Genomic DNA, 16,701 nt, shown 5'->3' with positions numbered 1-16,701 from the left:
AATGACGACGACCGTACTTGAACCGGCAATTCACGGCGACAGGGTTTCACTGCTGCGGGTGCTCGGCCCGGCCCATGTCTGGGCACTCGGCGTCGGCATCGTTCTGGTCGGTGAATTCACCGGCTGGAATTTTTCGGCCGACAAGGGCGGCGCGCTCGCCGCGCTGATCGTCTGCTGGATCGTCGGGCTGCTCTATACCTCGGTCGCCATGATCGATTCCGAAGTGACGTCGACGGTGGCGGCTGCCGGCGGCCAGTATGCGCAGGCCAAGCATATTGTCGGGCCGCTGATGGCCTTCAACGTCGCGCTGTTCCTGGTCTTCGCGTACACGATGCTGGAGGTCTCCGACGCCATCCTGCTCGGCGACACCATCGTCGCCAAGGCCGGCGTCGAAGGGCTCACCCACAATTCATTCATCGCCGCCACCATCGTCGTGCTGGCCTGGCTCAACTATCGCGGCGTGCTGATGACGCTCAACGTCAACTTCGTCATCACCGCAATTGCCTATATCTCGATCGTCATCCTGTTCTTCTCGGTCAGCCCGTGGACGCAAGGCGCGGTGCTGAAGCTCAACGAGCTGGTGACGCCGGGCAATGCGCTGCCCTATGGCTGGATCGGCGTCATCGCCGCCTTCCAGTTTGGCATCTGGTATTATCTCGGCATCGAAGGCACCACGCAGGCGGCCGAGGAAGTGCGTTCGCCGGCCCGCTCGCTGCCCTACGGCACGATGGCCGGCATGATCACGCTTTTGATCGCCGCCGCCATGACCTGGTATGTCTGCGCCTCGCTGATGCCTTGGGAATATCTCGGCATCACCTATTATCCGCTGTGGGACGCCGGCAAGCTCACCGGCAGTCCGCTGCTGGAAAACCTCTTGTTCATCGCGACGCTGCTGGCTGCGCTGGCTTCCGCCAATGGCTGCATCAACGATGCGGCGCGCGCATGGTTCTCGCTCGGCCGCGACCGTTATCTGCCGAGCTGGTTCTCGGCCGTGCACCCGAAATATCGCACGCCCTACCGCTCGATCCTGTTCCTGCTGCCGATCGCGCTCGCCTTCGCCTTCATTGCCGACCTCAACCAGGCGATCACGTTCTCGATCCTGTCGGGCGTGCTGCAATACACCTTCATGAGCATCAACATCATGATGTTCCGCAAGAAGTGGCCGCTCGGCACGATCCGCCGCGGCTACACGCATCCCTTCCATCCGCTGCCGGCGATCGTGTTGTTCTGCCTTTGCGTGGTGACCTTCTTCGCCATCTTCCTCGGGTTCGGCTCACAGCTGATCGCGATGACCATCTTCTATTTCCTGATCTCGCTGTGGTTCCATTTCTACCGTTACAAATTCGTACGGCGCGGCGACCAGTTCACCATGCCGTGGCCGAAACCGCAGGGCTATTGATGGGAGACGGCCCGCCCCGATCCTTGGCGGGCCGGACATGACAAAATGTCCGACGTGACATCAGCACTGTTCGCCGGGGCCATTGTCCTGGTTCTCGCTCTCCATCTTGCGTGGCTGGCACGGCGCAGCCGCAACAGGGCATTGGCGGCGCTCGCCGCCGAGGAGGCCGGCATACGCACCATTGTCGCCGACGCCGCTGATGTTTCGGACGGCACCGCCGGTGTCGTCACCTGGGAAGGGTCGTGGAACGGCCAACGCGTTCAGTTGCGTACCATCGTCGACACCCTGGCGACACGAAAACTGCCGGCGCGTTGGCTCAGCGTTTCGATCACCGAAAAGGTCGCCGTCCCAGCGACCTTCGACATGATGATGCGGCCGGGCTCGCCGACGACCTTCTCCAATTTCGACCATCTCCAGCATACGCTGCCCAAGGCTCCGGGATTTCCCCCCGAGGCGGTGCTGCGGACCGACCGCCGCGGCACGCGGTTCCCGCAGGGCATCATCGCCGAACATCTGGAACCCTTTTCGGAAGGGCGCGCCAAGGAGCTGCTGATCACGCCAAACGGGGTGCGCATCGTGTGGCTGCTGGCCGAGGCCGAACGGGCGCGCTACGGCGTTTTCCGGCAGGCCGCGTTCGGTGGGGCACAGATCGATCCGGCGCTGATCGAGCGGCTGCTCACCTCGCTCTCGGCGCTGCGCGACGCCATCAACCGAAGCGAACGGCAAGCCGCATGACCAGTTCGAACACCCAGCCGGCGCCGGTGAACCCTTATCTCGTCCTCGGCGCGTCAATCATGCTGCCGGCGAGCGGCCATGTCATTCTGGGCGTGCCGGTGCGCGGGCTGCAGTTCCTTTTCTTCATGGTGATCCTGGCATGGGTGACCGCCAAGATCGCGCCGCCCGACGCCAGCTTCATCGGCCGTCACGCCGGCGGCTTCCTGATCTATGCGCTATCCATCCTGGACGCCTACAAGCTCGCCCGTATCCGCCATGCCACGTGGGTTCACAATGCCACGCAGGGCAGCGATAACTCGCATGGCGGCATTACGCCCTATACGTAACTAGAGGAAAATTTTTTTCATATGATTGAATTTGCGGGACTCATTCGATACATCATCTTCTAGCTACAAACGCCGGGAGGCTGACATGTGTGGAATTGTCGGACTGTTTTTGAAAGACAAGTCGCTGGAGCCGAAGCTCGGCGCGATGCTGTCGGAGATGCTGGTATCGCTCAGCGATCGCGGGCCCGACAGTGCGGGCATTGCCATCTATGGCGCGCCTTCCAGGAATGAAGCCAAGATCACCATCCAGTCGGCGAAGCCCGCGCGCGATTTTCGCGACCTCGATACCGAGCTTGCCAAGGCCATCGGTGCGCCGGTGAGCATTTCGGTCAAGTCGACGCACGCCGTCGTGCGGACGACGCCGGCCAAGATTGACGAAGCGCGCGAGGCCATCCAGGCACTTCGCCCCGACATCCGCATCATGGGCGCCGGCGACGTCGTCGAGATCTACAAGGAAGTCGGCCTGCCGGAAGCGGTGGTCGATCGCTTCGACGTCCGCAAGATGGCCGGCACGCATGGCATCGGGCACACCCGCATGGCAACGGAATCGGCGGTGACGACGATGGGCGCTCATCCCTTCTCGACCGGCGCCGACCAGTGCCTGGTGCACAACGGCTCGCTGTCGAACCACAACAATGTCCGCCGTGAGCTGATCCGCGAAGGCATGAAATTCGAGACCGAGAACGATACCGAGGTCGCCGCCGCCTATCTCTCGTCCCAGATGGCGCATGGCAAGAACCTCGGCGAAGCCCTGGAAGGCACGCTCTCGGATCTCGACGGCTTCTTCACCTTCGTCGTCGGCACCAAGAACGGTTTTGGCGTGGTGCGCGACCCGATCGCCTGCAAGCCCGCCGTCATGGCCGAAACCGACCAGTATGTCGCCTTCGGCTCGGAATATCGCGCGCTGACCAAACTGCCCGGCATAGACAATGCGAGGGTCTGGGAACCGGAACCCGCAACCGTCTATTTCTGGGAGCATTGAGTTCATGACGGCAACCAAACTTTCAAAGGCGGCGGCCCACGACCACGCCTCGCGGATCTTCGATCTCGATATGTCGTCGCTGCGCGAGCTCAACCAGGCGCTGCACAATCTGACGCCCGGTTCGAACGAAACGGCGTGGGAAGTGCTGCACCCGAAGGGCAGTCATTCGGTCGCCGTCGGCGTCGACCAGCCCGTGACCATCGATGTGCGCGGCAGCGTCGGCTATTATTGCGGCGGCATGAATTCCGGCAGCACCATCACCGTGCATGGCTCGGCCGGTCCCGGCGTCGGCGAGAATATGATGTCGGGCTCGATCATCGTGAAAGGCGATGCCAGCCAATATGCCGGCGCCACCGGCAAGGGCGGCCTGCTGGTCATCGAAGGCAATGCGTCGTCGCGCTGCGGCATCTCGATGAAAGGCATCGACATCGTCGTGCACGGCAATATCGGCCACATGTCGGCCTTCATGGCGCAGTCCGGCAATCTGGTGGTGCTGGGCGATGCCGGCGATGCGCTGGGCGATTCCATCTACGAGGCGCGGCTGTTCGTGCGCGGCAAGGTCGACAGCCTCGGCGCCGACTGCATCGCCAAGGAGATGCGGGGTGAACACCTGGAACTGCTGCAGGGCCTGCTCGACCGCGCCGGCGTCACCGGCGTCAAGCCATCGGAGTTCAAGCGCTACGGCTCGGCGCGCACCCTCTACAATTTCAATATCGACAACGCCGACGCGTATTGAGGCAGCATGACCTATCGCAACCCGCCGACGACGCCGCGCAAATCCGCGACCTTCGACGACTACACGCTTTCCGAAATCCGCCGCGCCGCGGCGACCGGCATCTATGACATCCGGGGCGCCGGCGCCAAGCGCAAGCTGCCGCATTTCGATGACCTTTTGTTCCTCGGCGCCTCGATCTCGCGCTATCCGCTCGAAGGCTACCGCGAGCGCTGCGACACCAGCGTCGTGCTCGGCTCGCGCCATGCCAAGAAGCCGATCGAATTGAAGATTCCGATCACCATTGCCGGCATGAGCTTCGGTTCGCTCTCCGGTCCGGCCAAGGAGGCGCTCGGCCGTGGCGCGACGCTGTCGGGCACGTCGACCACGACGGGCGATGGCGGCATGACCGAGGAAGAGCGCGGCCATTCCAAGCAACTGGTCTATCAATATCTGCCGTCGCGCTACGGCATGAATTTGCGCGACCTGCGCCGTGCCGATGCCATCGAAGTCGTCGTCGGCCAGGGCGCCAAGCCGGGTGGCGGCGGCATGCTGCTTGGCCAGAAGATTTCCGACCGCGTCGCGGAGATGCGCACCCTGCCGAAAGGCATCGACCAGCGCTCCGCCTCGCGCCATCCCGACTGGACCGGCCCGGACGATCTCGAGATCAAGATCCTCGAGCTGCGCGAGATCACCGACTGGGAAAAGCCGATCTACGTCAAGGTCGGCGGCGCCCGCCCCTATTACGATACCGCGCTTGCTGTGAAGGCCGGCGCCGATGTCGTCGTCGTCGACGGCATGCAGGGCGGCACGGCGGCAACGCAGGAAGTGTTCATCGAGAATGTCGGCCAGCCGACGCTCGCCTGCATCCGGCCGGCGGTGCAGGCGCTGCAGGATCTCGGCATGCACCGCAAGGTGCAGCTGATCGTCTCGGGCGGCATCCGCAATGGCGCCGATGTCGCCAAGGCGCTGGCACTCGGCGTCGACGCGGTCTCCATCGGAACGGCGGCGCTGGTCGCGCTCGGCGACAATGATCCCCGCTGGGAGGCGGAGTATAACGAGCTCGGCACCACATCAGGCGCCTATGATGACTGGCATGAAGGCCGCGACCCTGCCGGCATCACCACACAGGACCCGGAGCTGATGAAGCGGGTCGATCCTGTGGCTGCTGGACGGCGGCTGGCCAACTATCTGAAGGTGATGACGCTGGAGGCGCAGACGATCGCCCGCGCCTGCGGCAAGAACAGCCTGCACAATCTCGAACCCGAGGACCTCGTCGCATTGACAATCGAGGCAGCCGCCATGGCCGGCGTGCCGCTGGCCGGCACCAACTGGATACCGGGGAAGAACGGCTTCTGATCAACGAAGGGCCGAAGCCCGCACGCTCTGGGGCAACGATCGACAAAAAAATGGGGAACTTCCGTGACAGCTGATCTTGCAGAATTCGCAAGGGCGAAAAACGTCAAATATTTCATGATTTCCTACACCGACCTGTTCGGTGGCCAGCGCGCCAAGCTGGTGCCGGCGCAGGCGATATCAGACATGCAGAAGGATGGCGCCGGCTTTGCCGGTTTCGCCACCTGGCTGGACCTGACGCCGGCGCATCCCGACATGCTGGCAGTGCCGGATCCAGACTCGGTCATCCAGTTGCCGTGGAAAAAGGAGGTGGCCTGGGTCGCCGCCAATTGCGTCATGGACGACAAGGAGGTCGACCAGACGCCGCGCAATACGTTGAGGCGGCTGATCGCGGAGGCCGCCGGCGACGGCATGCATGTCAAGACCGGCGTCGAGGCCGAGTTCTTCCTGATCTCGCCGGACGGCGGCGTCATCTCTGACCAATACGACACGGCCTCAAAGCCCTGCTACGACCAGCAGGCGGTGATGCGCCGCTACGACGTCATCGCCGAGATCTGCGATCACATGCTGGCGCTCGGCTGGGGACCCTACCAGAACGACCATGAAGACGCGAACGGCCAGTTCGAGATGAACTGGGCCTTCGACGACGTGCTCGCCACCGCCGACAAGCACTCCTTCTTCAAGTTCATGGTCAGGTCGGTGGCCGAGAAGCACGGCCTGCGGGCCACCTTCATGCCGAAACCCTTCCAGGGCCTGACCGGCAATGGCTGCCATGCCCACATCTCGGTGTGGGACAAGGCGGGCAAGACCAATGTCTTCGCCGACAATTCGATGGAGCTTGGGCTGTCGGCCAAGGGCAAGAACTTCCTCGGCGGCATCATGAAGCATGCCTCCGCGCTTGCCGCGATCACCAACCCGACGGTCAATTCCTACAAGCGCATCAACGCCCCGCGCACGATTTCGGGCGCGACCTGGGCGCCGAACACGGTGACCTGGACCGGCAACAACCGCACCCACATGGTGCGCGTGCCCGGCCCCGGCCGCTTCGAACTGCGCCTGCCCGACGGTGCCGCAAACCCCTATCTCTTGCAGGCTGTGATCATTGCCGCTGGCCTCGACGGCATCCGCTCGAAGGCCGATCCCGGCAAGCGCTACGACATCGACATGTACCAGCACGGCCACACGGTGAAGGGCGCGCCGAAACTGCCCCTGAACCTGCTCGACGCACTGCGCGAGTTCGACAAGGACAAATCACTCAAGGCGGCGCTGGGTGAGGAATTCTCGTCGGCATACCTAAAGCTGAAGCACCAGGAATGGAATTCTTATGCTTCGCACTTCACGCAATGGGAGCGCGACCACACGCTGGACATATAGCCGTCCTGCCGGTGCGAGCGACCTCGGAATGAACGTATGAAATACTCGATCTTCTCGCTCGCCCGTGCCGCCCTTTCCGGCCACAAGAACTGGCAGCGCACTTGGCGCGACGCCACGCCGAAGGATCGCTACGACGTGGTGATCATCGGCGGTGGCGGCCATGGCCTGGCCACCGCCTGGTTCCTCGCCAGCGAATACGGCATCAAGAACGTCGCGGTCCTGGAAAAAGGCTGGATCGGTTCGGGCAATGCCGGCCGCAACACCACCATCATCCGCTCCAATTACGGCCTGCCCGGCAACACCGGCTTCTACGAATTGTCGATGAAGCTGTGGGAGCGGATGGAGCAGGACCTCAACTACAATGCGATGGTCAGCCAGCGCGGCGTCATCAACCTCTACCATTCCGACGCGCAGCGCGACGCCTATGCGCGGCGCGGCAACACCATGCGCATCAACGGCATCGACGCCGAACTGCTCGACCTCGCTGCGGTCAAGAAGATGATGCCGTTCCTGAACTTCGACAATGCGCGCTTTCCCGTGCAAGGCGGATTGCTGCAGCGGCGCGGCGGCACGGCGCGGCACGATGCCGTGGTCTGGGGTTATGCCCATGCGGCCAGCGGGCTTGGCGTCGACATCATCCAGAATTGCGAGGTGACCGGCTTTGTCAGGGACGCCAACGGCAAGGTGACTGGTGTCGAAACCTCGCGCGGCAGGATCGGCGCCGGCAAGGTCGGCATGGCGGTCGCCGGCTCCTCGTCACGCGTCGCTGAAATGGCGGGCCTGCGCCTGCCGATCGAAAGCCATGTGCTGCAGGCTTTCGTCTCCGAGGCGATCAAGCCGTTGATCCCCAATGTCATGACCTTCGGCGCAGGCCATTTCTATGTCAGCCAGTCGGACAAGGGCGGCCTTGTCTTCGGCGGCGACATTGACGGCTACAATTCCTACGCCCAGCGCGGCAATCTGCCTGTGATGGAGGATGTCTGCGAGGGCGGCATGGCGCTGATGCCGATGATCGGACGCGTGCGGCTTTTGCGCCAGTGGGGCGGCATCATGGACATGTCGATGGACGGCTCGCCGATCATCGACAAGACGCCGGTCGACGGCCTCTATCTCAACGCGGGCTGGTGCTATGGCGGCTTCAAGGCGACGCCAGGCTCAGGCTTCGTCTTCGCCCACCTGCTGGCCCGCGACACGCCGCACGAGGAAGCTGTACGGTTCCGCCTCGACCGGTTCCGGACTGGCGCCATGATCGACGAAAAGGGCCAGGGCGCCCAACCGAACCTGCACTGAGGACGGCCGGAAAATCATGCGCATTGTCTGTCCCTTCTGCGGCGAACGCGAACTCGGCGAGTTCACCTATCTCGGCGACGCCAAACCGGTGCGGCCGGCGGCGGGGGCCGGTGAAGATGCCGTCTACGATTATGTTTATCTGCGCGACAACATCGCCGGCGTGATGAGCGAGAACTGGTATCACGGCGGTGGCTGCCGGGCCTGGCTGAAGGTCACCCGCAACACGCTGACGCATGAGATTTCGGCGATCGAACCGGCAGCGGGCGCCGGTGCGGCGAAGGTTGGCGCGTGATGGCCGGTGCGCAGACAAACCGGCTGAACAATGGCGGCCTCATCGACCGCTCGGCGCCGCTGAACTTCCGCTTCGACGGCAAGAGCTTTTCCGGCTTCCAGGGCGACACGCTGGCGTCGGCGCTGGTTGCCAATGGCGTCAAGCTGGTCGGGCGCTCGTTCAAGTATCATCGCCCGCGCGGCATCCTGACCGCGGGCTCGGAAGAACCCAACGCGCTGGTCGAACTGCGCACCGGTGCCCGGCGCGAGCCGAACACCAAGGCAACGACGGCGGAGCTTTATGAAGGCCTCGAGGCCGCCAGCCAGAATCGCTGGCCGTCGCTGCGCTTCGACGTGATGTCGGTGAACCAGCTGTTCTCGCCGATCTTCGTCGCCGGCTTCTACTACAAGACCTTCATGTGGCCGGCGAAATTCTGGGAAGCCATCTACGAGCCGGCGATCCGCCGCGCCGCCGGTCTTGGCCGTGCCGCCGGTGTTGCCGACCCGGACCACTACGACAAGGCCTGGGCGCATTGCGATGTGCTGATCGCCGGCTCCGGTCCGGCCGGTCTGGCGGCAGCATTGGCCGCCGGCCGCAGCGGCGCCCGCGTCATCCTGTGCGAAGAGGATTTTGCGTTCGGTGGCCGGTTGCTGTCGGATGGCGGCACGATCGATGGCCTGCCGGCCGCCGAATGGTTGTCGCGGGCGCTAGCTGAACTGGCGGCAATGCCCGATGTCCGCATCCTGACCCGCACGACGCTGTTCGGCGTCTATGACGGCGGCACCTACGGCGCGCTGGAGCGGGTCAACGACCATATGCCCTCGCCGCCCGAACATCAGGTGCGCCAGCGGATGTGGCGCATCGTGGCCAAGCGCTGTGTGGTCGCGGCCGGCGCCCTTGAGCGGCCGATCGTTTTCGCCGGCAACGACACGCCCGGCGTGATGATGGCTTCGGCGATGCGAACCTATGTCGGACGCTATGCCGCTGTTCCAGCAAAGCGCATCGCGCTGTTCACCAACAATGAGGATGGCTGGCGCACGGTCGAGACCGCGCTTGGTGCCGGGCTGCAGATCGCGGCGGTGATCGACGCGCGGCCGGACGTTTCGCCGTCACATCGATCGCTGGCCTCCAGGAATGGCTTCACGGTGCTGCACGGCTCCGTCAGCGGCGTTGACGGCGGCAAGGACGGTGTTCGGAAAATCGCAGTGTCGCTCACCGGCGGCGCGCGCGCCGAAGTCGAGGCCGACGGGCTCGCGGTTTCCGGCGGCTGGAATCCGGGGGTCGGGCTCACCTCCTATCATCGCGGCCGACCGAAATGGCGCGACGACATTGCTGCCTTCGTGCCCGACGGCGCGCCTCCCGGCATGGTCGCAGCCGGTGCGGCCAACGGCGACTTCGGACTTGGCGCCTGCCTCGCCAAAGGGTTTGCCGCCGGCGTGGCAGCGGCACATGGTGCCGGACATAGTGGCAAGGCAGGCACCGCGCCTGTTGCCAACGACGAGGCATTCTCGCTGACGCCGCTCTGGCACGTCGCCGGCAAGGGCAAGGCCTTCGTCGACTACCAGCACGATGTCACCGCCTCCGACATCGAACTGGCGCAGCGCGAGGGTTTTGAATCGGTCGAGCATCTGAAGCGTTATACGACGCTCGGCATGGCGACCGACCAGGGCAAGACGTCCAATGTCGCCGGCCTAGCCATCATGGCAGCGGTGACCGGAAAATCCATTCCAGAGACTGGCACGACCATCTACCGGCCGCCTTACGTGCCGGTCGCCATCGGCGCCTTTGCCGGCCATCATCGCGACGAGACGTTCCACGCGACGCGGCTGACGCCGTCGCATCACTGGGCCGCCGAACAGGGTGCTGTCTTCGTCGACACCGGCCTATGGAAACGCGCGCAATGGTATCCGCGCGCTGGCGAGAAGGACTGGCTGGAATCGGTGACCCGCGAGGTCAAGGCCGTGCGAAGCGGCGTCGGCTTCTGCGATGTCTCGACGCTCGGCAAGATCGACGTGCACGGTCTCGATGCCGGCGCCTTCCTCGACCGCGTTTACATCAACACCTTCTCCAACCTCGCCGTCGGCAAGGCGCGCTACGGGCTGATGCTGCGCGAGGATGGCATCGTCTATGATGACGGCACGACGTCGCGGCTGGCCGAGGACCACTATTTCCTGACCACCACGACCGCCAAGGCCGGTTTGGTGATGCAGCACCTCGAATTCTGCCGGCAGGTGCTGTTTCCCGAACTCGACGTGCAGCTGACCTCCGTCTCCGACCAGTGGGCGCAATTCTCGATCGCCGGCCCTAAAACCCGCGGCCTGCTGAAGGAGATCGTCGACCCGGCGGAGGACCTTTCCAATGAAGGTTTTCCCTTCATGGGCGCGCGGGAAGTCGCATTGCGCGGCGGCATCAAGGCAAGGCTGTTCCGCATCTCCTTCTCCGGTGAGATGGCGTTCGAGATTTCCGTGCCGGCACGCTACGGCGAGGCGATGGCGCGCAATCTGATGTTGGCCGGCGAGCCGTTCGGCGTCACGCCTTACGGCACCGAGGCGCTCGGCGTGATGCGCATCGAAAAGGGCCACGTAGCCGGACCGGAACTGAACGGTACGACGACGGCGGCCGATCTTGGCCTCGGCAAGATGACGTCGACCAAGAAAGATTTCATCGGCCGCGTCATGGCCGGCCGCGAGGCGCTTGTCGCGCCTGACCGGCAGGTCGTCGTCGGCATCAAGCCGACGGACAGAGCGCGCCGCCTGCGCTCGGGCGCGCACATCATCCCGAAGGGGCAGACGCCCGGGCCAGGCAACGACCAGGGCTATGTCACCTCGGTCTGCTTCTCGCCGACATCAGACCAGTGGATTGGGCTCGCGCTTGTCGAGCGCGGACGCGAGCGCATCGGCGAGATCGTCCATGCGCATGACCCGATACGCGGCGAGGACTATGACGTCGAGCTCTGCAATCCCGTCTTCTATGATCCAGATGGAGGGCGCCAGCGTGGCTGAGTTTTCCTGGGACGTTCGCAGTCCGCTCGATCGCGCGCTCGCGGTGGGGCGGTATGATGCGCGTGGCGATGCCTGCGTGACGCTGACCGAGATCCGCAATTTCGACCTCGTCCAGGTGATGGCGCGGCGCGGCAAGGCGGCGGAGATGGCCAAGGCCGCGAAGGCACGCTTCGGCAGTGCGGCTCCGAAAACACCGCAGGCGGTGCAAGGCTCGGATGCCACGCTGATCTGGTCGGGACCTGATCAGTTTTTTGTCCTGTCGAAGGGCGGCAAGCACGCGATTGGGGCGCTTGGCCAAGCGTTCGCGCAATCGGCTTCGCTCTCCGACCAGTCGCATGCCCGTGTGCTGATCAGCGTTTCTGGCGTCAAGGCGCGGGCGATGTTGGCCAAGCTGTCGTCGATCGATCTGCATTCGGGTGTGTTCGCCGTCGGCGCGGCGGCGGCCACGTCGATGGATCACACCAGCGTCACGCTCTGGCGTGGGAATGACCTGGCGGATGGGCTGGCGGTGTTCAACATTCTGGTGTTCGCGACCTTCGCCGAGAGCCTTTGGCACACGATGCTGGACTCGGCTGCGGAGTACGGCCTGGCGATCGCGCATTCAGAGCAACTGGCGTAGCCCTTGCGCGCTTTTCCCTTCTTCCCTTGCGGGAGAAGGTGGCCTCGCGAAGCGAGGTCGGATGAGGGGTGTTCCAGCTTGGCAAGGACGGCACTCCGTCACCCACCCCTCAACCGTCTCGGCGCTGCGCGCCGATCCACCTTCTCCCACAAGGGGAGAAGGAAGAAGGGGTGGTCTGCCTTGCCAAACGCAACCGCGCTGCTATTCTTGCTGCTAAAATAATTTCACACACAGGCAAACTTGTTTCTCGAACCGCAAGGGCTGAGATGAGCCAGTCGCCCTACCCAACAGTCACAGCCGGACCGCCGCGCCCGAGCCTCATCCTGAGGCCCGGTCAGATCGCGCTGCCGCCGGGCATGGAGCGCCACACGATCCAAGGCAACGGGGCTTTGCTGATCGAGGTCGAGGCCGGCGATATCATCACCGTACGCAATGTCGAAGGCGGCCAGGCCTGCGAAGTTCTGGCCTGGGACACCACAGGCACCACCGATCCCGGCATCTTCGGCGAAAAATCCAACAGCAATGCCGCCGGCATCAAGGCGCTCCTCGCCGAGGGCGATGACAGTCTCGCGTCCCTACGCCGCGGGCTGGCGCGCCGGCAAGTGGTGCTCGATCAGGCAAAGGCGCTGCGCGTGTTCGGCAGCACAACGCCCGCCGGGACCGAACAGGCTTTCACCGTCACGCGCGACGGCTCGATGGTCATCGCCGCGCCCGGCGGACCGATGCTGGTCGACAGCCATGACACGGCGACGCCGCTCACCGTCATCGTGCGCCGCGCCACGATCCGCCTGAAAACAAAATCGCAGGTGGCCGATCCCCTCGCCGATCCGGTGCTTGACCTGCGCGTCCATTCGGCAACGGCGGAATCCTACTTCGTCAAGGCCGGCGACTATCTGCAGATCATCGATGTCGACGGCCGGCAATGCACCGACTTCCAGTGCTTTTCGGCGCGCAAGCTGGACAAGGGCCTCGACCATCCGCTCGACGTGACGACGACGCGCACGCTGATGGGGTCGAGTTATCCGATGCCTGGCCTGCATTCCAAATATTACGACCAGGACATGGAGCCGCTGGTCGAGGTGGTGCAGGACACATGCGGCCGGCATGATGCCTTCGCGCTGGCCTGTGCTGCGAAATATTACGACGACATCGGCTATCCCGGCCACACCAACTGCTCGGAGAATTTCAATGGCGCCCTGGCCGGCAAGGGCGTCAATCCCCGCGCCGGGTGGATGGCGATCAACTTCTTCTTCAACACCGCCATCGACGCGCATGGCGTGATGGTGTCCGACGAACCATGGTCGCGGCCGGGCGACTATGTGCTGCTCAGGGCGCTGACCGACATCGTCTGCGTCTCCTCCGCCTGCCCCGACGACACGACGCCGGCCAATGGCTGGGATCTCACCGACATCCATGTGCGGACCTATTCCGGCCAGCACAAATTCTCGCGAGCGATCGCCAGACGCATGACGCCCGATTCGGAACCGAAAATGACCCGCGAGACCTCCTTCCATTCGTCCTTTGCCAAGCACACCCGCAATTTCTCGGAATACAGGGGCTACTGGCTGGCCAACTCCTTCGCCAAGGAGGGCCCCATCGCCGAGTACTGGGCCTGCCGGCAGGACGCCGTGATCATGGACCTGTCGCCGCTCAGAAAATTTGAGGTCACCGGCCCGGATTCCGAAGCGCTGCTGCAATACACGCTGACCCGCGACGTGAAAAAACTCGGCGTCGGCCAGGTCGTCTACTCCGCCATGTGCTACGAGCATGGCGGCATGATCGACGACGGCACGCTGCTGCGGCTCGGCAAGGATAATTTCCGCTGGGTCGGCGGCGACGATCTGTCCGGTGAATGGCTGCGAGAGACCGCCAAGAAGCTTGGGCTTAATGTCCTGGTGCGCTCCTCCACGGACCAGATGCACAATGTCGCCGTACAGGGCCCAAAAAGCCGCGATATCCTCAGAGAAGTGATCTGGACTTCGCCGCTGCAGCCTTCGATCGACGAGCTCGAATGGTTCCGCTTCGCGGTCGCCCGCATCGGCGGCGGCAACGGCATTCCGGTCGTCGTCTCGCGCACCGGCTATACCGGTGAGCTCGGCTATGAGATCTGGTGCCATCCGCGCGACGCCGAAAAAGTGTTCGACGCCATCTGGGAAGCCGGCCAGCCGCATGGGCTGAAGCCGATGGGCCTGCAAGCGCTCGACATGGTGCGCATCGAGGCCGGGCTGATCTTCGCGGGCTACGAATTCTCCGACCAGACCGATCCGTTCGAGGCCGGCATCGGCTTCACCGTGCCGCTGAAAAGCAAGACCGACGATTTCATCGGCCGCGAGGCGCTGATCCGCCGCAAAGAGAACCCGCAGAACAAACTGGTCGGGCTCGACATCGACAGCAATGTCGCGGTCGGCCATGGCGATTGCGTGCATGTCGGCCGCGCCCAGATCGGCGTCGTCACCTCGGGCATGCGGTCGCCGGTGCTTGGCAAGAACATCGCGCTGGCCAGGCTCGACGTCACCCACGCGGCTGTTGGTACCGAGGTCGAGATCGGCAAGCTCGACGGCCACGCCAAACGGCTGCCGGCGCGTGTCGTCGCCTTCGCCCATTACGATCCGCAGAAGACCCGGCCGCGCTCCTGATTGCTGCCCTCCGGACAGGTAAAACCGCGCGCGTCAGAGGTGCCGCGAGACGTATTGCCGCCTGCGCGCGCAAGCGTGATGTGCACGGCGTCACAAAACGCTTGACGTGAAAGCGCGCCGGATCAATCTTCACTCCTAAGAAAAAAATACGACTGAGTGGAAACACCGGAGTCGTAAGGTCATGTGCCGGGGAGCAAGCTTCGCAAAGCCGAGGCATCGCTGGCGGGGAACACGAGAAAAAGGGGAAGTCACTGACATGAGCACCATAAGCACGGCCCTCGAGCAGCCTGCCGAAAGCAAGCTGCTCAGGCATATCGACTGGCGCGGCGCCTTCTGGGTGGCGAGCGGCGTTCCGGCACTGGTCCTGTTTTCGATCGGCGGCATCGCCGGCACGACCGGGACGCTGGCCTTCCTGATCTGGACGGTGTCCATGATCATGGGTTTCCTGCAATCCTTCACCTATGCCGAGATCGCCGGCCTGTTCCCAAACAAGTCTGGCGGCGCTTCTATCTACGGCGCCACCGCCTGGCTGCGCTATTCCAAGTTCATCGCGCCGCTGTCGGTGTGGTGCAACTGGTTCGCCTGGTCGCCGGTGCTGTCTCTCGGCTGCTCGATCGCCGCCGCCTATATCCTCAACGCGCTGGCGCCGGTGCCGCTGTTCACCGAGACCTCGCCTGATGTCGTCGCCTATATAGCGGCGCATGCCGGAACGGCGCCCGCGGACGCCATCACGGCGGTGACCGCGGCCGCGACACCGGCGATCCGCAACTGGACGCTGTACAGCCACACGCTGGGTCCGGTCTCCTTCACGCTCAACGCCACCTTCTTCATCGGCGCGGTGCTGATGCTGATCATCTTCTCGATCCAGCATCGCGGCATCCTCGGCACGGCCAATGTGCAGAAATATATTGGCCTGCTGGTCATCATCCCGATGCTGATCGTCGGCGTCGTGCCGATCTTCACCGGACAGATCAACTGGGCCAATTTCTCGCCGCTGGTGCCGCTGGCGGCCGCCTATGCGCCGGACCCGGGCGCCTGGAACATCGCCGGCTGGACGCTGGTGCTCGGTGGCATGTTCATCGCCGCCTGGTCGACCTACGGTTTTGAAACCGCCGTCTGCTACACCTCCGAGTTCAAGAACCCCGGCACCGACACGTTCAAGGCCATCTTCTATTCCGGCCTGCTCTGCATGCTTCTGTTCATCCTGGTGCCCTTCACCTTCCAGGGTGTGCTGGGCTTGAACGGCATGCTGGCGACACCGATCGTCGACGGCTCGGGTGTGGCGGATGCGCTGGCCGGCATGGTCGGCGGCGGCAAGATTATCCACAGCCTGCTGGTGATGCTGATGATCCTGGCGCTGGTGCTGTGCATCATGACGGCGATGGCCGGCTCCTCGCGCACACTCTACCAGGGCTCGGTCGACGGCTGGCTGCCGCGCTATCTCAGCCACGTCAACGAACATGGCGCGCCGACGCGCGCGATGTGGACCGACCTCTGCTTCAACCTGATCGTGCTGGCCATCGCCTCGGCCGACGCGACGAGCTTCTTCTTCATCCTCGCCGTGTCGAATTGCGGCTACATCATCTTCAACTTCCTCAACCTCAATGCCGGCTGGATCCATCGCATCGACAACGGCCATATCGCGCGGCCGTGGAAAGCGCCGACCTGGCTTCTCGGGATCGGGGCGATCTTCGCCTATGTCAACGCGATCTTCATGGGCGCCGGCGCCAAGGTATGGAACCCGATGGCGCTGTGGGCCGGGCTGATCACCGCGGCACTGATTATCCCAGTGTTCTGCTACCGCCACTACATCCAGGACAAGGGCAAATTCCCCGACCACATGCTGGCCGATCTCGGCATGACGGGAGCTGACCTCGCGGTTAAGAAAGCGGGCATGCTGCCCTATCTGACGCTGATCGCCGGTGTGGCGGTGATGCTGATCGCAAACTGGGTATTCGTCATCTGACAGGCCGACTTATGAAGCATCGGGCGCGCTTCG

At 63.9% G+C, this 16,701-nt stretch carries 13 protein-coding genes; all 13 read left to right on the top strand.

Going from position 1 to position 16,701, the window contains the following annotated elements:
- Window position 1: 1 nt before the first annotated feature.
- Window positions 2-1,399, top strand: a complete 1,398-nt coding sequence (locus tag FJV83_RS02450; protein WP_095771136.1) for an amino acid permease — start codon at window positions 2-4, stop codon at window positions 1,397-1,399.
- A 45-nt stretch (window positions 1,400-1,444) separates the two neighbouring features.
- Entirely contained in the window at window positions 1,445-2,134 is a 690-nt protein-coding gene (locus FJV83_RS02445) for a hypothetical protein (protein WP_185973310.1), read from the top strand.
- Window positions 2,131-2,460, top strand: a complete 330-nt coding sequence (locus FJV83_RS02440; RefSeq protein ID WP_142884947.1) for a hypothetical protein — start codon at window positions 2,131-2,133, stop codon at window positions 2,458-2,460. The genes FJV83_RS02445 and FJV83_RS02440 overlap by 4 nt, the downstream gene beginning before the upstream one ends.
- Before the next feature lie 85 nt (window positions 2,461-2,545).
- Window positions 2,546-3,442, top strand: a complete 897-nt coding sequence (locus FJV83_RS02435) for a glutamine amidotransferase family protein (protein WP_095771138.1) — start codon at window positions 2,546-2,548, stop codon at window positions 3,440-3,442.
- A 4-nt stretch (window positions 3,443-3,446) separates the two neighbouring features.
- A complete protein-coding gene (locus FJV83_RS02430; protein WP_142884946.1) occupies window positions 3,447-4,178 on the top strand; it encodes a GXGXG domain-containing protein in 732 nt (243 codons plus the stop codon).
- A gap of 6 nt (window positions 4,179-4,184) precedes the next feature.
- Window positions 4,185-5,513 (top strand): FMN-binding glutamate synthase family protein, encoded by a 1,329-nt coding sequence (locus FJV83_RS02425; RefSeq protein ID WP_095771140.1) that lies wholly within the window; start codon window positions 4,185-4,187, stop codon window positions 5,511-5,513.
- A 63-nt stretch (window positions 5,514-5,576) separates the two neighbouring features.
- Entirely contained in the window at window positions 5,577-6,884 is a 1,308-nt protein-coding gene (gene glnT / locus FJV83_RS02420; RefSeq protein ID WP_095771141.1) for a type III glutamate--ammonia ligase, read from the top strand.
- A 36-nt stretch (window positions 6,885-6,920) separates the two neighbouring features.
- A complete protein-coding gene (locus FJV83_RS02415) occupies window positions 6,921-8,174 on the top strand; it encodes a sarcosine oxidase subunit beta family protein (RefSeq protein WP_095791251.1) in 1,254 nt (417 codons plus the stop codon).
- A gap of 16 nt (window positions 8,175-8,190) precedes the next feature.
- Window positions 8,191-8,466 carry a sarcosine oxidase subunit delta gene (locus FJV83_RS02410; protein ID WP_140887637.1) on the top strand — a complete coding sequence of 92 codons (276 nt, stop codon included), beginning with the start codon at window positions 8,191-8,193 and terminating at the stop codon, window positions 8,464-8,466.
- Window positions 8,466-11,447 (top strand): sarcosine oxidase subunit alpha, encoded by a 2,982-nt coding sequence (locus FJV83_RS02405; protein ID WP_142884945.1) that lies wholly within the window; start codon window positions 8,466-8,468, stop codon window positions 11,445-11,447. The genes FJV83_RS02410 and FJV83_RS02405 overlap by 1 nt, the downstream gene beginning before the upstream one ends.
- Window positions 11,440-12,066, top strand: coding sequence for a sarcosine oxidase subunit gamma family protein (locus FJV83_RS02400; RefSeq protein ID WP_246691779.1), 627 nt, complete (start codon window positions 11,440-11,442; stop codon window positions 12,064-12,066). The genes FJV83_RS02405 and FJV83_RS02400 overlap by 8 nt, the downstream gene beginning before the upstream one ends.
- A gap of 266 nt (window positions 12,067-12,332) precedes the next feature.
- Window positions 12,333-14,702 carry an aminomethyltransferase family protein gene (locus FJV83_RS02390; RefSeq protein ID WP_142884944.1) on the top strand — a complete coding sequence of 790 codons (2,370 nt, stop codon included), beginning with the start codon at window positions 12,333-12,335 and terminating at the stop codon, window positions 14,700-14,702.
- Window positions 14,703-14,958: 256 nt separating this feature from the next.
- Window positions 14,959-16,668, top strand: a complete 1,710-nt coding sequence (locus FJV83_RS02385) for an APC family permease (RefSeq protein WP_095771146.1) — start codon at window positions 14,959-14,961, stop codon at window positions 16,666-16,668.
- The last annotated feature ends 33 nt before the right edge of the window (window positions 16,669-16,701 follow it).

Source organism: Mesorhizobium sp. WSM4307 (assembly GCF_007003945.1).
GTDB lineage: Bacteria > Pseudomonadota > Alphaproteobacteria > Rhizobiales > Rhizobiaceae > Mesorhizobium.
This window is presented reverse-complemented; position numbering and strand designations above follow the sequence as displayed.